The sequence below is a fragment of the Sphingobium vermicomposti genome (assembly GCF_011762025.1).
Classification (GTDB): domain Bacteria; phylum Pseudomonadota; class Alphaproteobacteria; order Sphingomonadales; family Sphingomonadaceae; genus Sphingobium; species Sphingobium vermicomposti.
This window is the reverse complement of the sequence record NZ_JAASQR010000002.1, coordinates 426689-446607: the sequence shown is the minus strand read 5'-3', so window position 1 is coordinate 446607 and position 19919 is coordinate 426689. Positions and strand designations below refer to the sequence as shown.

The 19919-nt window shown below is 61.3% G+C and carries 16 protein-coding genes; 10 read left to right on the top strand and 6 right to left on the bottom strand.

Annotated elements, in window-relative coordinates:
- Positions 1-78: 78 nt before the first annotated feature.
- Genes carB through carA form a run of 3 tightly spaced genes read right to left on the bottom strand, consistent with a single transcriptional unit; the run spans position 79 to position 5001 of the window.
- Positions 79-3414: a carbamoyl-phosphate synthase large subunit gene (gene carB / locus FHS54_RS06925; protein ID WP_167303070.1), complete on the bottom strand. Its 3336-nt coding sequence runs from the start codon at positions 3412-3414 to the stop codon at positions 79-81.
- A 58-nt stretch (positions 3415-3472) separates the two neighbouring features.
- Positions 3473-3841 (bottom strand): ribonuclease E inhibitor RraB, encoded by a 369-nt coding sequence (locus FHS54_RS06920; protein ID WP_167303069.1) that lies wholly within the window; start codon positions 3839-3841, stop codon positions 3473-3475.
- Complete coding sequence (gene carA, locus FHS54_RS06915) at positions 3838-5001, bottom strand: glutamine-hydrolyzing carbamoyl-phosphate synthase small subunit (RefSeq protein WP_167303068.1); 1164 nt, start codon at positions 4999-5001, stop codon at positions 3838-3840. Before carA ends, FHS54_RS06920 begins: the two co-directional genes overlap by 4 nt.
- A gap of 154 nt (positions 5002-5155) precedes the next feature.
- Between carA and FHS54_RS06910 the strand changes: the two genes are divergently transcribed.
- The 6 genes from FHS54_RS06910 to FHS54_RS06885 all read left to right on the top strand — a co-directional run bounded on the left by FHS54_RS06910 (position 5156) and on the right by FHS54_RS06885 (position 11837).
- Entirely contained in the window at positions 5156-5608 is a 453-nt protein-coding gene (locus FHS54_RS06910; protein WP_167303067.1) for a GatB/YqeY domain-containing protein, read from the top strand.
- A 164-nt stretch (positions 5609-5772) separates the two neighbouring features.
- A complete protein-coding gene (locus FHS54_RS06905; protein WP_167303066.1) occupies positions 5773-6108 on the top strand; it encodes a GIY-YIG nuclease family protein in 336 nt (111 codons plus the stop codon).
- Complete coding sequence (dnaG, locus tag FHS54_RS06900; protein ID WP_167303065.1) at positions 6105-7982, top strand: DNA primase; 1878 nt, start codon at positions 6105-6107, stop codon at positions 7980-7982. Before FHS54_RS06905 ends, dnaG begins: the two co-directional genes overlap by 4 nt.
- A 41-nt stretch (positions 7983-8023) precedes the next feature.
- A complete protein-coding gene (rpoD, locus tag FHS54_RS06895) occupies positions 8024-10084 on the top strand; it encodes an RNA polymerase sigma factor RpoD (protein WP_167303064.1) in 2061 nt (686 codons plus the stop codon).
- Between the two features lie 136 nt (positions 10085-10220).
- Entirely contained in the window at positions 10221-10901 is a 681-nt protein-coding gene (locus FHS54_RS06890) for a DUF6975 family protein (protein ID WP_167303063.1), read from the top strand.
- Positions 10902-10991: 90 nt separating this feature from the next.
- Entirely contained in the window at positions 10992-11837 is an 846-nt protein-coding gene (locus FHS54_RS06885) for an AAA family ATPase (protein ID WP_167303062.1), read from the top strand.
- Positions 11838-11910: 73 nt separating this feature from the next.
- Here the strand turns inward: FHS54_RS06885 and FHS54_RS06880 are convergent, their stop codons facing one another.
- Positions 11911-13290 carry a methyl-accepting chemotaxis protein gene (locus FHS54_RS06880; protein ID WP_167303061.1) on the bottom strand — a complete coding sequence of 460 codons (1380 nt, stop codon included), beginning with the start codon at positions 13288-13290 and terminating at the stop codon, positions 11911-11913.
- 122 nt (positions 13291-13412) lie between these two features.
- On the opposite strand from FHS54_RS06880, the gene FHS54_RS06875 reads away from it, so the two are divergent.
- The gene (locus FHS54_RS06875; RefSeq protein WP_167303060.1) at positions 13413-14588 is read left to right on the top strand and encodes a vWA domain-containing protein; all 1176 of its coding nucleotides are present in this window, start codon (positions 13413-13415) and stop codon (positions 14586-14588) included.
- A 3-nt stretch (positions 14589-14591) separates the two neighbouring features.
- Here FHS54_RS06875 and FHS54_RS06870 read toward each other — a convergent pair whose 3' ends face one another.
- On the bottom strand, positions 14592-15680 hold the full coding sequence (locus FHS54_RS06870) for an anhydro-N-acetylmuramic acid kinase (RefSeq protein WP_167303594.1): 1089 nt from the start codon (positions 15678-15680) through the stop codon (positions 14592-14594).
- Between the two features lie 148 nt (positions 15681-15828).
- On the opposite strand from FHS54_RS06870, the gene tyrS reads away from it, so the two are divergent.
- The gene (gene tyrS, locus FHS54_RS06865; RefSeq protein WP_167303059.1) at positions 15829-17046 is read left to right on the top strand and encodes a tyrosine--tRNA ligase; all 1218 of its coding nucleotides are present in this window, start codon (positions 15829-15831) and stop codon (positions 17044-17046) included.
- Positions 17047-17121: 75 nt separating this feature from the next.
- A complete protein-coding gene (locus FHS54_RS06860; protein ID WP_167303058.1) occupies positions 17122-17475 on the top strand; it encodes a PilZ domain-containing protein in 354 nt (117 codons plus the stop codon).
- Between the two features lie 16 nt (positions 17476-17491).
- Here FHS54_RS06860 and recG read toward each other — a convergent pair whose 3' ends face one another.
- Positions 17492-19555: an ATP-dependent DNA helicase RecG gene (gene recG / locus FHS54_RS06855; protein ID WP_167303057.1), complete on the bottom strand. Its 2064-nt coding sequence runs from the start codon at positions 19553-19555 to the stop codon at positions 17492-17494.
- A gap of 86 nt (positions 19556-19641) precedes the next feature.
- Here recG and FHS54_RS06850 point away from each other — a divergent pair, with 86 nt between their 5' ends.
- Positions 19642-19911 carry a succinate dehydrogenase assembly factor 2 gene (locus FHS54_RS06850; RefSeq protein ID WP_167303056.1) on the top strand — a complete coding sequence of 90 codons (270 nt, stop codon included), beginning with the start codon at positions 19642-19644 and terminating at the stop codon, positions 19909-19911.
- The last annotated feature ends 8 nt before the right edge of the window (positions 19912-19919 follow it).

Sequence of the window (19919 nt, the reverse complement as noted above, 5' to 3'; positions counted from 1 at the left end):
TTGCAAATCCTTCGTCAAAACTTCCCTTTGGCGGCCCCAACTCAGGGCCACCCGCAGCGTGCTTCCTTGTGCAGGGGATCAGGCTTGCGACACGGGATAATAGGACTGGAGCGATCGCACTTCAAGGGCATGGCCCCGCAAAGCCTCAATCGCGTCGGCAGCCGCGACCGAAGCCGCCGCTGTGGTGAAGCTCGCAACCTTGGCCCGTAGCGCGCTGGTGCGGATCGCCTTGCTATCTTTTAGCGATTGCCAGCCTTCGGTAGTGTTGAAGATCAGGTCGATGTCGCCATCGGTAATCTTGTCCACGATATGGGGACGCCCCTCTGCCACCTTGTTCACCGATTGCACGGATATGCCCTGCTCTTCCAGATAGCGCGCCGTGCCGCCGGTGGCGACGATGGTAAAGCCCAGCACCGCCAGTTTCTGCACCGCAGGCAGGATCACCGGCTTGTCGTTGTCCTTCACCGACACGAACACCGTGCCGCTGGTCGGCAATATGGTGCCAGCACCAATCTGCGCCTTGGCGAAGGCCGTGGCAAAATTGCTGTCGATGCCCATGACTTCGCCGGTGCTCTTCATTTCCGGCGAAAGAACCGGGTCAACGCCGGGGAAGCGCGCAAAGGGGAAAACCGCTTCCTTGACCGCGACGTGCGAAATCGCGTGACGATCAATTTTCGGCAGGTCCTTCAGCTTCTCACCCGCCATGACCCGCGATGCGATCTTGGCAACCGGCGAACCGATGGCCTTGGCAACGAAGGGCACAGTCCGGCTGGCGCGCGGGTTGACCTCAATCAGGTACACGACCCCGTCCTTGACCGCGAACTGGATGTTCATCAGGCCACGGACAGACAGCGCACGGGCCAAAACGTCCGTCTGGCGCTCAATCTCCGCGATCACATCATCCGACAGGCTGTAGGGCGGCAGCGAGCAGGCGCTGTCGCCTGAATGGACGCCCGCTTCCTCAATATGCTGGAGCACACCCGCTACGACGACATCATCACCATCGCAGAGTGCGTCCACGTCCACCTCGATGGCGTCACGCAGATATTGGTCGATCAGCACGGGGGATTCGCCCGACACCTGAACGGCGGTGGCGATATATTCCTCTAGCTGCGCCTGACCATCGACAATCTCCATCGCGCGTCCGCCAAGGACGTAGGATGGGCGCATGAGGACCGGATAGCCGATGCGGTTGGCGACGGCGATCGCCTCTTCCCGGCTGCGCGCAATGCCGTTGGCAGGCTGCTTGAGCTTGAGCTTGTCGATCAGCGCGGCAAACCGCTCGCGGTCTTCGGCAAGGTCGATGGCGTCGGGCGAAGTGCCGAGGATCGGCACACCCGCATCCTCCAGCGCCTGCGCCAGCTTGAGCGGAGTCTGCCCACCGAACTGAACGATGACCCCGGCAAGCGTGCCGTTCGACATTTCGACGCTCAGGATTTCGAGAACATCCTCAGCCGTCAGCGGTTCGAAATAGAGGCGGTCGGACGTGTCATAGTCGGTGGAAACCGTTTCCGGGTTGCAGTTGACCATGATCGTTTCATAGCCCGCTTCGCTCAGCGCGAAGCAAGCGTGGACACAGCAATAGTCGAACTCGATCCCCTGCCCGATCCGGTTAGGCCCGCCGCCCAGGATGACGACTTTTTTGCGGTCGCTGGGCTGTGCCTCATTCTCCGCCTCGCCGAAGATCGGGGCTTCGTAGGTGGAATACATATACGGCGTCTTCGCCTCGAACTCGGCGGCACAGGTGTCGATGCGCTTGAATACCGGGCGCACGCCCAGCTTGTGACGCAGGCTGCGCACCTCACCCTCGGTAACACCGCCGGTCATGGCCTTGACCGCTTCGTGGATCAGGCCCGACCCGCGCGCAATGCCTCGCTCCATGCCGCGCAAATTGGCGGATTTGAGCGCCAGATGCGCAAGGCGCTTGTCCGAAAAGCCCATGGCCTTGAGGCGGCGCATGCCGTCCGCGTCCTGCGGCAAGCCATTGCTAAGCACCTCTGCTTCCGCGTCGATGATTTCCTTGATCCGTTCCAGGAACCAGGGATCGAACTTTGCGATGTTGTGGATTTCCGCGACGGTCAGCCCTTCGCGCAGCGCCTGCGCGGCGACCAGCAGGCGGTCAGGCGTCGGCTGAGCCAGAGCGGCGATGATGTCGTCCTTCGACGCGCCGACCAGATGCTCGACATTATCGAAGCCGGAAAGCCCCGTTTCCAGGCCGCGCAAGGCCTTCTGCATCGATTCATGGATGTTGCGGCCGATAGCCATCACTTCGCCCACCGACTTCATCGCGGTGCCCAACAGCGGCTCGGCCCCCTTGAACTTTTCAAAGGCGAAACGGGGGATCTTAGTCACGACATAATCGATGGTCGGTTCGAATGACGCCGGGGTCGCGCCGGTGATGTCGTTCTCGATCTCGTCCAGCGTATAACCGACCGCCAGCTTCGCCGCGACCTTCGCAATGGGGAATCCGGTCGCCTTCGACGCCAGCGCGGAAGAGCGGGACACGCGCGGGTTCATCTCGATCACGATCAGGCGGCCATCCTTCGGATTGACCGAGAACTGCACGTTGGAACCGCCTGTTTCCACGCCGATTTCACGCAGCACCGCGATGCTCGCGTTGCGCATGATCTGATATTCCTTGTCGGTCAGCGTCAGCGCTGGTGCGACGGTGATGGAGTCGCCGGTATGAACGCCCATCGGATCGATATTTTCGATCGAGCAAATGATGATGGCATTGTCGTTGCGATCCCGCACGACCTCCATCTCATATTCTTTCCAGCCGAGAAGAGATTCTTCGATCAGTACTTCGGTGGTGGGCGACGCATCCAGCCCGCCGCGCACGATGTTCATGAACTCGTCGCGATTATAGGCGATGCCCCCACCTGTGCCGCCCATGGTGAAGCTGGGCCGGATGATCGCGGGCAGACCGGTGAATTCCAGCGCCTCCATCGCCTCTTCCATGGTGTGAGCGATGCGCGAGCGGGCCGATTCCAGCCCGATCTTGTCCATGGCGTCGCGGAACTTGATCCGGTCCTCCGCCTTGTCGATGGCTTCGGCGTCCGCGCCGATCATCTGGACGCCGAACTTTTCCAGCGTGCCGTCATTGAACAGGGCGAGCGCAGTGTTGAGCGCGGTCTGGCCGCCCATCGTCGGCAGCACCGCATCGGGGCGTTCCTTCTCGATGATCTTTGCCACGATTTCGGGCGTGATCGGCTCGACATAGGTCGCGTCGGCAAATTCCGGGTCGGTCATGATGGTGGCCGGGTTGGAATTCACCAGGATGATGCGATAGCCCTCTTCCTTGAGCGCCTTCACCGCCTGCGTGCCCGAATAGTCGAACTCGCAAGCCTGGCCGATGATGATCGGGCCAGCGCCGATGATGAGGATGGAGGAGATGTCGGTGCGTTTGGGCATTATGCGGCCTCTGGCTTATAGTGGTCGGCGCCGGTGGCGACTGCTTGCGATAGAATGATCAATGCATCGCCCCCGTCCGAGCTTCGCAACCCCAGCCGTCATATTCGACGCCGCACAGGATTTCGATCTGGAGGCACTTTTTCGTCAGCGCGCGGATTGACTGTTCATCGACCGGCTGCACGCATTCGAGGAAGAGGAACAGGTCGCCATCCTCATCCTCTTCGCGGTCCAGTTCGACGAAGCCGAACTGGCTGGCGATGGTGAGGACGCGCTCGAAATCCTTTTCGCTGCCCTTGAAGCTGACATCGACCGGGCGCGAGAGGCGGGCCACGTCGCCATTTTCGGCAAGATTGGCAAGGACGGCCTTGTCCGCCTCCCACTCCTGTTCGAGGCGAGCTTCGTCGACCGGAGGAAGGTTGACGCTCACTTCAGCCCCTCAACGAAGCGCTGGAACAGGTAGAAACTGTCCTGCGGGCCGGGCGATGCTTCGGGGTGATACTGAACCGAAAACGCTTTCTTGTCAGTCAGTTCGATGCCGCAGTTGCTACCGTCGAAGAGCGACACATGGGTCGGCTTCACATTGGCGGGCAGCGTGTCGCTGTCTACCGCGAAGCCGTGGTTCATCGATGTGATCTCGACCAGACCATCCTCCAGCCGCTTGACCGGGTGGTTCGCGCCCCGATGGCCCTGATGCATCTTGATCGTCCTGGCACCGGCGGCGAGCGCCAGCATCTGATGGCCAAGGCAGATGCCAAAGACGGGCTTGTCGGCGTCCAGCACTTGCCGGATCACCGGCACCGCATATTCGCCGGTGGCGGCTGGATCGCCCGGACCGTTGGAGAGGAACACGCCGTCGGGCTTTTGCTCCATAACCTGCTCATAGGTGGCGGTGGCGGGCAACACGGTGACGCGGGCACCGGCCTTCACCAGATTGCGGAAGATGTTGTTCTTCGCCCCATAGTCGATGGCGACGACATGGGGACGCTCCTCCCCGGCCTCGTCCCTGCCGTAGCCGAAGCCAAGCTTCCACACGCCATCTTTCCAGAGGCGGCTTTCCTTTGCCGACACTTCGATGGCGAGGTCCATGCCTTCAAGGCCGGGCCAGCTTGCCGCCTTTGCGGCCAGGGCTTCAAGGTCGAACCGGCCTTCGGGGTCATGGGCGATCACCACATTGGGCGCGCCCTTCACCCGGATCAGCCTCGTCAGCGCGCGCGTGTCCACACCGGCAAGGCCGATGCGCCCCTGCTCCTTCATCCATTGGTCGAATGGTTCGACATTGCGGAAGTTGCTCGGTTCGGTCACGTCCTGGCGCACGACGCAACCCAGGGCGTGGGGCAAGTCAGCCTCCACATCGTCCAGATTGGTGCCGACATTGCCGATATGCGGGAAGGTGAAGTTGACGATCTGGCCCGCATAGCTGGGGTCGGTCATCACTTCCTGATAGCCGGTCATCGCCGTATTGAAACAGAGTTCGCCCACCGCTTCGCCGGTCGCGCCGAACCCGCGGCCAAACACAGCGGAGCCATCGGCGAAAACCAGTACCCCTGTCGCTCCTTTGGGCACAATGAGGGTCTTGGCAGCAGCCATGTTCGTAGCGTCCTTCATGCTTTTGCGGGAACCCGTTTACAGCGGGTTAAACGGCCGGTCACCTATGCCTTGCGCCCATCGCGGTCAACCACTGTCAAAAATCTCTTTTCGCATTATATCTGGCGTTTTCCCGCAGAACAGGATTCGTATCGCCATGATTCGCGAGCAGGTTAAGAGCGCTCAGGTCGAAGCCATGAAGGCCGGGGACAAGGAACGCCTTGCAGCCGTGCGCCTGATCCTTGCCAAGATCAAGGACCGCGACATCGAACTGCGCACCGCGTCGACCGTGCCGGACGATGATACGGTCGTTGTCGAAGTGCTGCAAAAGATGGTGAAGCAGCGCCGCGAATCGATTGAGATGTTCAAGAACGGCGGTCGCGACGAATTGGCCGCCAAGGAACAGGCGGAGGTGGAGGTGATCGAAAGCTTCCTGCCGCAGCAGATGAGCGAGGATGAAACCCGCGCCGTGATCGACGGGATCAAGGCGGAAGTCGGCGCGGCCAGCATCAAGGATATGGGCCGTGTGATGGCGGTGCTGAAAGAACGGCACGGGTCGGTGATCGACATGAGCAAGGCGAGCGGGCTGGTGAAGGCTGCCTTGGGGTGACGTGATTTGCGAGGGCCTGCCCCCTCACCCCGTTCGTTTCGAGCGAAGTCGAGAAACGGCAAGCGCGCACATATAGTTTCTCGACTTCGCTCGAAACGAACCGTGGGTTTGATACATAGCGTTCATCGGCTCGACATCGGGCGGCGTTAGGGCATAAACGATCAATGCCCTTCTGGACCTACATGCTCAGATGCTCTGATGGCCGCTATTACACTTGGCATACCGACGATCTGGAACATCGTATAGGCCTGCACCTGTCGGGGCAGGGTAGTCAATTCACACGCAAACGATTGCCCGTGACTCTCATATGGAGCGAAAGCTTTTCGTCTCGCATTGAAGCGCTGGAAGCAGAACGCGTCGTCGGCGGTTGGTCACGCGCGAAGAAGGAAGCGATGATATTGGGAAACTGGTCTTTAGTATCGCTCCTCGCCCGACCGCCGCGCGAACGTTTCTCGACTACGCTCGAAACGAACGGGGATAAGGAAACCCATCGCGTATGAGCCTCTCCCCCGCCTTCCTTGATGAACTGCGGATGCGAACGTCCCTCTCGACCCTGATCGGGCGGACAGTGAAGGTGCAGAAGGCGGGCCGTGAGCATAAGGCGTGCTGCCCCTTCCATAATGAAAAAACCCCCAGCTTCACGATCAACGACGAAAAGGGATTTTACCATTGCTTCGGCTGCGGGGCGCATGGGGATGCCATTCGCTGGATGACCGATCATCGCGGCTTGCCCTTCATGGAGGCGGTGAAGGAGCTTGCGGCGGCGGCGGGCATGGACGTGCCCGCGCCCGACCCACGCGCGGCGAAGCGGAACGAGCAGGCAAAGGGCCTGCATGACGTCATGTCAGCGGCGCAGAGCTTCTTTGAGGACCAGTTGGGCGGCATCGATGGGGCGGAGGCGCGCGATTATCTTCAACGCCGGGGCATCAGCGACGCGACCCGCCGTGCGTTCGGCTTTGGATATTCCCCTGATTCACGGGGCAAGCTGAAAACGGCCCTGCGCGATTTTGGCGAACCGATGCTGATCGAGGCCGGGCTGCTGATCGATCCCGATGGCGAGCGCGATTCCTATGATCGGTTCCGGGGCAGGCTGATGCTGCCGATCCGCGACATTCGTGGCCGGGCAATCGCCTTTGGCGGGCGGATATTGGGTCAGGGCGAACCGAAATATCTGAATTCGCCCGATACGCCGCTCTTCGACAAGGGGCGGACTCTCTACAATATCGACCGCGCCTCCCCCGCCAGCCGCCAAAGCGGGCGCATTATCGTGGTCGAAGGCTATATGGACGTGATCGCGCTGGCGCAGGCGGGCTTTGGTGAGGCCGTCGCGCCGCTCGGCACGGCGCTGACCGAACATCAGATCGAACGACTGTGGAAGATGGCGGATGTTCCCATCCTCTGCTTCGATGGCGATGCGGCGGGGCAAAAGGCAGCGATGCGCGCCGCCATCCGCGCCCTGCCGCTGCTTCGGCCGGGCATGAGCCTGGCCTTTGCAACCCTGCCGACCGGGAAAGACCCGGACGACCTGGTCCGGGCAGAAGGGGCGGCCGCCATGGAAGCCGTGCTCGCATCGGCCGAACCGCTGGTCGACCGGCTGTGGACCCATGAACAAAATGCCGTGCCGCTCGACACCCCGGAACAGCGGGCTGCGCTGAAACAGCGGCTATCGGCCATCACCGACGCCATCGTCCATCCCGACGTCCGCGCCCATTATGTCCAGATTTTCCGGCAGCGATATGATGCGCTGTTTTTTGCGCGCACCGCGCAGGGCGGCGGTCCCAAAGGTCAGCGTGGCGGCGGGTCGCGCCCCGGTTGGCAGCGAGATCGGCGCGGCAATTGGAAGGCGCCCCTGCCCCCCGTCGGCAGCGAGGCGCGAGCGATAGGCGTCAGCGGAATGGAGCAACGCCTGCTGCGCGCGGTCCTCGCCAGCCTGCTGCGCCATCCCGATCAGATTGCGGTGCATCGGGAGGTGCTGGCGGGCCTCTACATCGGCGACCCGATGCTGAACCAACTGGCGCGCGCGATGGTCGCCGCGTCCTTCTCGCAAGAAACAGTTGAAACTGATGGCCTCCTTACCATATTGGGCCAAGGTGAAGTGTATAATATGGCGAAGGGGATGCTCCGGGCCGACACGTTCACATTCACCTCCCACAGGACGAAGACCGACTCGGGTCGCGTTCAGCGCGATCTGGAAGAGGCTATCCGGGTGATGGCACAAGGACCGGAGTTGGAGACGGCGCTGGCGGAAGCCACCAGACGAGCAAGGGAAGACCTCAACGAGGAGAGCTTCGCCGAGCAGCAGCGGGTCCATCGAATGAAGATGGATCATGACCAGCGCTTGGCGGAACTGGCGCAGTCCGAAGATATTATTTGATAGATCATCCCCAGGCGGGATGATGGAGCTAAGGCGAATAAATGGCGAGCAAGGCGACAGGCAAGGGTGCGGGCGAGGATATGGATAGCGGCGATGCGCCGCTCCTTGATCTGAATGAGGCGTCAGTCAAAAAGCTGATCGCACGCGCGAAAAAGCGTGGTTACATCACCTATGACGAGCTGAACGATGCCCTGCCGCAGGACCAGATGTCCTCTGAGCAGATTGAGGACATCATGGCCGCGCTCAATGAAATGGGCGTGAACATCGTCGAGAATGAGGAAGCCAGCGAAGACGGCGACGAGCAGCGCGAGCGCGAACGCGAACGCGAGGATGCCGAAGACGCCGAAGATGATTCGGGTGACGACGATGGCGCACCCAAGCTGGTCACCGAAAAGAAGAAAGAAACCGTAGACCGCACCGACGACCCCGTGCGGATGTATCTGCGCGAAATGGGCGCGGTCGAACTGCTGAGCCGTGAGGGCGAGATCGCCATCGCCAAGCGGATCGAGGCCGGTCGCGACACGATGATTCTGGGCCTTTGCGAAAGCCCGACGACGTTCAACGCGATCATCGAATGGTCCACCGCCCTCAACAACGGCGAGATGCAGCTGCGCGAGATATTGGATCTCGACGCGATGCTGTCCAAGGACCCCGCTCCTGAAAATCTGGAAGAGGGCGCCGAGGATGATGACGGCGAAATCAGTGAGAAAACCGCTGGCCCCAGCTTCAAGGAAGAAGAAGAGCCGGAAGAGGAAGCCGCAGATTCCGATGAGGAAGAGGATGGCCTGACGGAACGTCGCGCGCGCCGTGTGGAAGAGGAAGAGGAAGAGGACAACACGCTCTCCCTCGCCCAGATGGAAGAAACGCTCAAGCCGATGGCGCTGGAGAAGTTCGCGACCATCACCGAAATCTTCCGTACCTTTTCCAAGGTGCAGGAATCGCGCATGGCCGCGATGGGGACCGGCGAAAGCCTCAGCCAGAAGAGCGAGGACGAATATCAGGAGCTGCGCGAAAAGCTGACCGCCGAAGTCGAAAGCGTCCAGTTCCATCAACAGAAGATCGAATATCTGGTCGATCAGCTCTACGCCTATAACCGCCGTTTGACCGCGCTGGGCGGGCAAATGCTGCGCCTCGCTGAACGGCACAAGGTCAACCGCAAGGATTTCCTCGACCGTTACGTGAACCATGAGCTGGACGATGGCTGGTTGGACCGGGCGGCTGGTATCGACAAGAAGTGGGCGGCTTTCGCGGCGGCTGAAGGCCCCGCCGTCGAACGCATCCGCAATGAAGTGAGCGAAATCGCCCAGGCGACGGGCATGTCGCTGTCTGAATTCCGCCGCATCGTGAACATGGTCCAGAAGGGCGAGCGCGAGGCGCGGATCGCGAAGAAGGAAATGGTGGAGGCAAATCTGCGCCTCGTCATCTCCATCGCTAAAAAATATACGAACCGTGGCCTGCAATTCCTTGATCTTATTCAGGAAGGCAATATCGGCCTGATGAAGGCGGTCGACAAATTCGAATATCGCCGCGGGTACAAGTTCAGCACCTATGCGACCTGGTGGATCCGTCAGGCAATCACGCGATCGATCGCTGATCAGGCGCGGACCATTCGTATTCCGGTTCATATGATCGAAACGATCAACAAGCTGGTCCGTACCAGCCGTCAGTTCCTGCATGAACAGGGCCGCGAACCAACGCCTGAGGAAATGGCCGAGCGCCTTTCCATGCCACTGGAAAAGGTTCGCAAGGTGATGAAAATCGCCAAGGAGCCAATCTCCCTCGAAACGCCGATCGGCGACGAGGAGGATTCGCACCTGGGCGATTTCATCGAGGATAAGAACGCGATCATCCCGGTGGATGCAGCGATTCAGGCTAACCTCAAAGAAACTGTTACCCGCGTTCTGGCATCGCTGACCCCCCGCGAAGAACGCGTGCTGCGCATGCGTTTTGGCATCGGCATGAACACCGATCATACGCTGGAGGAAGTGGGCCAGCAGTTCAGCGTGACCCGTGAACGCATCCGCCAGATCGAGGCGAAAGCGCTGCGCAAGCTGAAACACCCCAGCCGCAGCCGCAAAATGCGCAGCTTCCTCGACCAATAGAGGCTGGCAAGCGATAAAATGATCCGAAAGGGCGGCTTTAGAGCCGCTCTTTTTTTGTCGCGTAAACTGCTCTTTTACCTCGATTTCCTATTCTCCTGTTTCGGCGGCAAAGATTTGCGCCGCACAGGGATTGATCATGAACCAAGCAGCAGCGCGCTCAACATCGGGCGAAATCTCTCAGGTCGTGGAAGCGCTGGTCGCCGCAGACGGAACAGCGGGCCACGCCCATGCTGACAGCGTCCGCGCAGGCATTGGCCGCGACGCCGTCCTGACGCTGGCCGACCTGGCGGACGCGGCCCATTATCTCTGCCTGCTCCACGGTCGTCATCCCGGCGTCATCGATCATGCGGCGACTCGATCGGCGGACGATTCGGGCCGGGCATGGCTAGCCCAGGCGGCGGAGGCGTTCGCGCGGGAACGCGCCTATCTGACGCAGATCACCGTTGCGACTGGCCCCGCCCCCAGCACCGCCGGGCAAAGCGATTGCGAGACCGTCGTCAGCCAGCAACGCCACGCGCTCGACATGCTCGCCCAATCGGACAGGCGCGGATGCGCCGTGGGTGCCGCCATCGCGCTGGTCCTTGACTGGCGCGCAGTTCGTCACGGGTTGGACGTCGCTGCGATCCGCGTAGGGCTTGAGCCCTATGCCTGCGAACTGCCCGACCGCGCAGCCACCGTTGCACTTGCGCGCACTATTGGCGGCGATGACGCTACCGACCGGGCAATGCAGTTCGGTGCCCGGCAACTATTAACCCAGCAGCGCGGCTTGTGGGACCTGCTGAAGGCTCGGGCTCAGATGCGCCGCCATAAGCGCTAACCGGCACGTTGCTGATCAGCCAGACAAACGCATTGCGACCGCGTGCCGCTTTCCCTACGTCGGTGACGAACAGGATAAGCGGACGAACTGATGCGATTTGAAGGTACGGAAGACTATGTCGCGACCGACGATCTGAAGGTCGCGGTCAACGCTGCGGTGCTGCTGCGCCGTCCCTTGCTCGTAAAGGGGGAACCGGGCACCGGCAAGACGGTGCTGGCGCAGGAAATCGCCAAGGCGCTTGATGCGCCGTTGATCGAATGGAACGTCAAATCGACGACCAAGGCGCATCAGGGCCTGTATGAATATGATGCCGTCGCTCGCCTGCGCGACGGTCAGTTGGGCGACCCGCGCGTCCACGACATTGGCAACTATATCCGCAAGGGGAAGCTGTGGGAGGCATTCACATCCCCCACCTTGCCCGTCCTGCTGATCGACGAGATCGACAAGGCCGACATCGAATTTCCCAACGACCTGTTGCAGGAACTCGATCGCATGGCCTTCCACGTCTATGAGACGGGGGAGACGGTCGCCGCGAAGGACCGGCCAGTGGTCGTCATCACGTCAAACAATGAAAAGGAACTGCCCGACGCCTTCCTGCGCCGCTGTTTCTTCCATTACATCAAATTCCCTGACCGGGAGACGATGCAGGCCATCATTGATGTCCACTTTCCAGGTATCCAGAAGATACTAGTCAGCCGGGCGCTGGAGATATTCTACGAAATCCGCGATGTTCCGGGCCTTAAGAAAAAGCCTTCAACCAGCGAACTGCTCGACTGGCTGAAGCTGATCCTGGCGGAAGATATGCCGCTGGATGTGCTGCAGGACCGCGATCCGACCAAGGCGATCCCGCCGCTCCATGGCGCGTTGCTCAAGAATGAGCAGGATATCATGATGTTCGAACGGCTGGCCTTCATGGCGCGGCGGCAGGGTCGATAACGACTATGCGCCAATGGCGACGTCACCGTGCGGCGCGCGCGGCATAGGCAACTAAAGGCAACCGCATCGCTCGTCAGATCAGATATCCGACTTCGTAGAGGCCCCAGCGTCGCCCCCCGAACGTGAGCGGCACGAATACGCTGCGCAACGCCCGATAGCGCCCCTCGCCCAGATCCTGGCGATAGGTGAAGAGGAAAAAGTCGCCATCTCCGGTCAAGGCGCGACGGGTCTGGCCGTCCATGAAGATTTGCCGGTTGCGCGAATGTTCCATGTTCCATTGCGGCTCGCGCGGTCGCTGCGGAAGACTGCGCGCGCTGATATGCGTGGGGAGGTAACCGTTCATGTCGATGAGGCAGCAGCCGACGATAGCTTCATCCTGCGCGGTCCGGCGGTCGAGTATCGGCTGAATGAAGCGGTCCGCAAAGCCGGTGAAGCCATTTTCATATTGGACGGGATTAGAACCGGGGACCAGCCGATAGCCCGTATCGAACAGGGCCGCGGTCGTCAGTTCGCCCGCGTCTATCGCCTGCCCGATCAGCGCCGCGACCTCTTCCGCGCCTTCTTCCGCAAAGGCGATATAGCGGCTGTTGCGGGTCTGATGGCTCCCGTGCGCCGCCGCGTTCAGCATGTCGTTCGCCATGGCTTCCAGCGTCTCCAACTGGCCGCGCGCCGCTTCGACGCGAGAGGCGCTTTCGACGGCAGAACCGCTAAAGATCGTCAGCCCCTGGCGCAGGGCCGCGACATCGCCATCCGCTTCGTCGGTGCACGACATGATCGCGTCGGACCTTTCGCCAAACTGGGTAACCAGGGACGCAATGTCGGCCATCGTCCTGTTGAGCGTATCGATATGCGCGCGCACATCCCGACCGCGAAGAATATTGGCCTCCACCCCGCTGATAAGATAGCGGGCGTCCCGATCCAGCAGTCCCAGCTTATCGCCTACCGAAGCGGCTGAATCACCCGCCTGCCCGGCCAGTCGGCGGATTTCTTCGGCCACGACGGCAAAGCCCTGCGTCGCTTCTCCACCGCGCGCTGCTTCGATCGCCGCGTTGACGCCCAGCAGGCGGGTCTGGCGAGCGATCCCCGCCAGCTGGTCCGATATACCACCGACCGTTTCGATGACGCTCAAAAACTGACGCAGATGTCCTTCCAGGCCGGTGACATGTTCGACCAGGCCGCTAAGCTCCGTCAGCGAAAGGGTGATCGCCTCATGCCCCTCGGCAATGATCCGCCCGGCACGCCGCGCGGTCAGGCTGAGTTCCTGAGCGGCGGCGACGCTTTCATTCTGGCTGACCGCCAGCGTTTCCATGTTGGATTGCAGTTGGCCAAGCCGGGTCGAATCTTCCCGGATACGCAGGGTCAACTCCCCGAGAAAGCCCGCCGTCTCGCTGCATTGCAGCGCGAGGTCGCCGGACTGCTCCCCCAGCCCGATCAGTAAATCGCCGTTGTTCAATGACTTTGCACCCCGCTAATCTGGGGGATACTGCCGCATTTGTAATGCGATGCAACAATTATCGCATAGCCTGCCCACTCCAGCTTGCATCCCGTCCTGCGCTGTCAGACAAGGGCCGGGTCATGATGCTCAATTTTCTGGATGCGCTCCGCACCGCTGGCATCCCAGCTGGCATCAAGGAGCATTTGCTGTTGCTGGAGGCGCTCGATCGCGACGTGATCGCGTGGAAGCCAGAAGAATTCTATTATCTCGCCCGCGCGACCTATGTGAAAGATGAAGGGCTGCTCGACCGTTTCGACCAGGTATTTGCCCGCGTCTTCAAGGGCGTTCTGGACGCTGAAACGATCGAGGCGGACATCCCGGAAGACTGGCTGCGGCTGATCGCGGAAAAATATCTGTCGGCGCAGGAGATGGAAAAGATCAAGTCTCTGGGGTCGTGGGACGAGATCATGGACACGCTCAAAAAGCGGCTGGAGGAACAGAAGGGCCGCCATCAGGGCGGCAACAAATGGATCGGCACGGGCGGCACGTCGCCTTTCGGCCATGGCGGCTACAACCCGGAAGGCGTGCGGATCGGCGGCGAAAGTCGGCACAAACGTGCGATCAAGGTGTGGGAAAAGCGCGAGTTCCAGAATCTGGATAATGACAAGGAACTGGGCACGCGCAACATCAAGGTCGCGCTGCGTCGCCTTCGCCGCTTCGCAAGGGAAGGTGCCGCGAGTGAGTTGGACCTGGATGAAACGATCCGTGGCACAGCCCGTCAGGGATGGCTGGACATCCGCATGCGGCCAGAGCGGCACAATGCGGTCAAGCTGCTGATCTTTTTCGACGTGGGCGGGTCCATGGACCCATTCATCAGCCTGTGCGAGGAGCTGTTTTCGGCAGCCACCAGCGAATTTAAGAATATGGAATTCTTCTACTTCCACAATTGCCTTTATGAAGGCGTGTGGAAGGATAACCGCCGCCGCTTTGCGGAGCGGTTGCCCACCTGGGACATCCTCCACAAATATGGGCATGATTATAAGGTGATCCTGGTCGGAGACGCGACCATGAGCCCCTATGAGATCATGCATCCCGGCGGATCGGTGGAACATATGAATGATGAAGCTGGATCGGTCTGGATGAGCCGCCTGCTACATACCTATCCGGCGGCCGTGTGGCTGAACCCGCTTCCCCGCGCCCAATGGGATTATAGCCAGTCGAACCGGATGATACGGGAGATCATGAACGACCGCATGTATCCCCTGACGATCGAGGGTATCGACGGGGCCATGCGCGAACTGACCCGCAAACGCTGACGATCAGGCAGGCGGGAACAGAACGCCGCCCTGCAGTGGATGGGGGACGCCGGTGGTGCCGGGAAAGCTGATCGGCAATCCCTTCAGATGGCGGACAGCCATATAGGCGAAACCCTGCGCCTCCAGCGCGTCGCCATCCCAGCCCAGCTCATCCACCGACCGCACATCGATGCCGGTGCGCGTGCGCAGCATCGTCATCAGCGTCGCATTGTGACGTCCTCCCCCCGCCACATAGATGCGCCGGGGCCGTTCGGGCAGATGCTCCAGCCCTCGCGCTACCGCCGCCGCCGAAAAGGCGGTGAGCGTCGCCGCGCCATCGTCCAGTTCCAGCCCGCGAATGGATTCGATGGAAAATGCCTCACGGTCGATGCTCTTGGGCGGCGCAAGGCCGAACCAGGGATCGGCCATCAGCGTAGCAAGCCGCGCTTCATCCACCATGCCACGCGCCGCCGCCTGCCCGTCCGCGTCAAAGGCGACATCGCCATGCGTCTGCATCCAATTGTCGATCAGGCCGCTCGCCATGCCGGTGTCAAACGCCACCAGCGCGCCGTCCGGCCCGATAGCCGTGATGTTGGCGACCCCGCCCAGGTTTAGGATGGCGACGGGCTTGGGCAGCGTTCCGGCAAGCGCGCGATGATAGACCGGCATCAAAGGCGCGCCCTGCCCGCCTGCGCGGACATCATCGCTTCGCAGATCGCCTACTACCGGAATCCCGAATGCGCCCGCGAGCGCCGCACCGTCCCCGATCTGCCAGGTCCATTTCCGTTCCGGGCGATGCGCGACCGTGTGCCCATGGAAGCCGATGACGGAAATATCCTGCGCCACATGCCCGCTACGGCTGAGCAGATCGGCCACCGCATCGACGTGCAGAGCAGTCAGTTCTTCCTCCACCGCGTGAATGATCGGTTCGAAACCGGGCTTGTCCATCGCCATGGCGCGCTGGCACGCTTCGGCAAGGCGCAGGCGAAAGCCGTCGGCATAAGCCTTGGCGTGGAAGGCGACCGCTGCAACACTGGCTTCGCCGTCGGTTTCGATCAACGCAGCGTCGATACCGTCGCGCGACGTCCCCGACATCAGGCCGATTGCCAGCATCTTGGTCATTCTTCGCCCACATTCCTGCAACTTTGCCCAGTTGCTCCTTGTAGGGAGAAGTGGGCGGCTTCGACAAGCGCCGCCTGAACGGACCTTGGGCTATCGGGCCTTTTCGTGCGGTAAAGCCGATGCTAGAGGACGCGGCGTTATGACCAGCTATCAATCCGATCTGCTCCGCCTGCTCGAAACGCGCGGCTACATCCACCAGTTGACCGACGCTGGGGGGCTGGATGCGCTCGCCACAAAGCAGGTCGTGCCGGGCTATATCGGTTTTGATCCCACCGCCCCATCACTGCATGTCGGCCATCTCGTGTCGATCATGATGCTGCGGCAGTTGCAAAAGGCCGGGCACAAGCCAATCGTCCTGATGGGTGGCGGAACCGGCAAGATTGGCGACCCAAGTTTCAAGGATGAAGCACGTAAGCTGCTGACCACCGACCTGATCGCGCAGAATGTGGCGAGCATCAAAAGCGTGTTTGAACGGTTCCTGACGTTCGGCGACGGTCCGACGGACGCCATCATGCTGGACAATGCGGAATGGCTCGACCGGCTGGAATATATCCCCTTCCTGCGCGACATCGGCCAGCATTTTTCGGTCAACCGGATGCTGAGCTTTGACTCGGTCAAGATGCGGCTGGATCGCGAACAGTCGCTCAGCTTCCTTGAATTCAACTATATGATCCTACAGGCCTATGATTTTCTGGAGCTGTCGCGTCGGTCGGGCTGCCGGCTTCAGATGGGCGGGTCGGATCAGTGGGGCAATATCGTGAACGGTGTCGAGCTGGCTCGGCGCGTGGACGGAACGCAGGTTTTCGGCCTCACCACCCCGCTGCTGACCAACGCTGACGGGACCAAGATGGGCAAGACGGTGGGCGGCGCCGTGTGGCTGAACGAGGATCAGCTTTCCAGCTACGACTATTGGCAGTTCTGGCGGAATACCGCCGACGCCGACGTCGCGACCAGGCTACGTCTGTTCACCGATCTGCCGATGGATGAGATCAATCGGCTGGCCGCGCTGCAGGGCGCGGAGATCAACGAGGCAAAGAAAATCCTCGCCAATGAAGCGACGGCGCTCTGCCGGGGCATCGATGCAGCGACTGCGGCGGCGGAAACGGCGCGCAAGACATTCGAAGAAGGCGCGTCAGACGTCAATCTGCCAACCGTCAGCGTCGGCGCGGACGGGCTGAACATCGTTCAGGGCACTACCGCGCTGGGCTTTGCGACGTCCAACAAGGAAGTGCGCCGCAAACTGACCGAAGGCGCCATCCGCGTGAATGGCGAGGTTGTCAGCGATCCCGCGACGGCTCTCAAGGCAGGCGACAAGGTCAGCTTCGGGGCAAAGAAGCACGGGCTGGTAACCGCTTGAAAATATGAGTGTTAAAGCGACGTAAACTATGAACGGTAAGGAAGCGATGATCTTCCATGTCCTAGTCTGCGCCTCATGTCTTCGGTGCTCGCAAGCCTCGCCCATGTCGCCAAATCGCGCGATCCTTCCATAGATCAACGGCGAGCGCCCCGCGTTCTCGTCGATATGGTCAGCCACATCCTGGTCGGCGGCCAGTCGCACGGCGCGCGGATCATCAACATTTCGCCCCTTGGCCTTATGTGCCGGACGGAGGCAGAGTTGATGGTCGGTCAGCGATTGTCGGTCTGGCTACCCATCGTCAAGGACATGAAAACCGAAGTGCGATGGTCCGAGGACAAACGGATCGGGGTCGAGTTCCTTCAGCCGGTCGAACCGCGCATTTATGAAGCGATGCTATCGCTCATCCCGCCCCGTCAGACGGCGTGGTGAAGCAGCTTCCGTAATCCTACCCGCTCCGAAGCAAGCCCACCGCCGCGTCCCGTTCAAAAAGGTAGAGGCAGGTTCTTGCAGCTTCGCCCCTGGCTTCGCTAAGGCCGCCGTCGCGGTCGATCAGAAGATGGGCGTCGTCGCAGGCTGAATCCAGCAGCGCCGACAGATGTTCGGGACTCGCGAGTTTCAGTTGCTGCTCACCGGATTGCCGGGTCCCCAATATCTCACCCGCACCACGCAGGCGCAAATCTTCTTCCGCTATGCGGAAACCGTCATTGGTTTCCCGCATCAGCGCGAGACGGGCGCGGCTGGTTTCGGACAGAGCGCCGCCGCGAAGGAGGATGCAGACGCTGTGATTCTGCCCCCGCCCGACCCGCCCGCGCAGCTGGTGAAGCTGGGCAAGGCCGAAGCGATCCGCGCCTTCAATGATGATCAGGTTGCTGTTGGGCACATCAACGCCGACCTCGATGACCGTGGTCGCGACGAGTATCCTGGTCCGGGCCGTGGCGAATGCGTCCATCGCCGCGTCCTTGTCCGGCCCTTTCATGCGGCCATGAACAAGTCCGACAAGCTCGCCGAAACGAAGCCGCAGCATTTCCGCCCGTGCTTCGGCGGCGGCCAGGTCGCTGGTTTCACTTTCCTCGACCAGGGGGCAGACCCAATAGGCCTGGCCGCCGCCTTCGACATGGCGGGCGAGCGCTTCCACTACTTCATCAAGGCGGTTGGCGGACATGACGACGGTCTGAATCGGCTGGCGGCCCGGCGGCATTTCGTCCAGTCGCGACACGTCCATCTCGCCATAATAGGTCAGCGTCAGGGTGCGCGGGATCGGGGTAGCCGTCATCACCAGCAGATGCGGCGTGCGCTCGGCTTTGGAAGCCAGCATCATGCGCTGGGCCACGCCGAAGCGATGCTGCTCATCAATGACCGCCAGCGCGAGATTCTTGTAACGGACCGCTTCCTGGAAAATGGCGTGCGTGCCGACGAGGATGTCGATGCTGCCATCCGCCAGGCCCATCAGCGTTGACTCACGGGTCTTGCCCTTTTCCCGGCCTGTCAGGATCGCGATGGTGACGGGAAGCCCTGACACCATTTTGCGCAATGTTTCATAATGCTGGCGAGCGAGAATTTCGGTCGGGGCTAGGAGCGCGCCCTGTGCACCAGCTTCGACCGTGTTGAGAAGCGCCATCAGCGCCACCAGAGTCTTGCCCGACCCCACATCCCCCTGAAGCAGGCGGAGCATGGGGACAGGCTGCGCCATGTCGCCCTCAATCTCTCCGAAAGCGCGGCGTTGGGCGCCTGTCGGGGCGAAGGGCAATTGCAGCATCGCGCGCAAGCGGCCATCTCCAGCGATCGGCATGCCCCTGCGCTTGCGGGACGACTGGCGAACCAGCATCAGCGCGAGTTGGCCCGCGAAGATTTCATCATAGGCGAGGCGTTCCCGCGCCTGTGCATCGCTGGGATCGGCGTGAATGCGAGTCAGGGCTTCGCGCCAGACGGGCCACCCCTTGCGGGCGAGCAGGCTGGGTTCGATCCATTCAGGAAGTTCAGGCGCGCGAAGCAGGGATTGCGCCACAAGATCGCGCATGCGGTTGTTGGTCAGACCTTCGGACAGGCCATAGACTGGTTCGCGCGCGGGAATGGTGGCGGCTTCCTCCGGCGGCAGGACATAGTCGGGGTGGACGATCTGAAGATTATCGCCATAGGCTTCCAGCTTGCCGGAAATGAATTTGGGTTCGCCCAGCGGCAACAACTTGCGGGGCCAGGCGCTGTTGCGGCCAAAATAGACCAGCCCCACGCTGTTGCCGTGCCTGTCCTGTGCATGCACGCGAAAGGGCGCGCGCGCGCTGCCCGATGCCCGGTAATCGGTGGGCGTGAGGATGATGCCGACGACGCGCCCTGAATCGGACAGATGCAGTTCGTCCACCATGTGGCGATCAACAAAGCTGACCGGCAGGTGAAACGCCACATCGACGGCGCGGGCCAGCCCAAGGCGTTCCAGCGGCTTGGCCAGCGCGGGGCCTACGCCTTTGAGCGCTTCGATTTCGGCGAAGAGTGGGTTGAGGATATCTGGTCGCATGGTTATGGCCCAATGCTCTAGCCCAGCCGGGACGATGCGCAAACATCCGATCGGCAAATCTCGCATGCACGGCTAAGGAACAAATTGTGAACGAAGATCCCCGCATCCGCCGCCTGCAGTTCCGGGCCTGGCATCGTGGCATCAAGGAAGCGGACCTGGCCGTCGGCGGCTTTTTCGATTGCTATCATGCAGAGTGGAGCGAAGAGGATATCGACTGGTTCGAACGATTTATCGAGGAACAGGATGCCGACATCATGGCTTGGGCCTTGGGCACGCTGCCGCTGCCCGATGAATGGCGCGGGCCGATGTGGGATAAATTCGTGAAGATGGATTTTGTGGAGATTGGGCGGAAATAGGCGCCCTC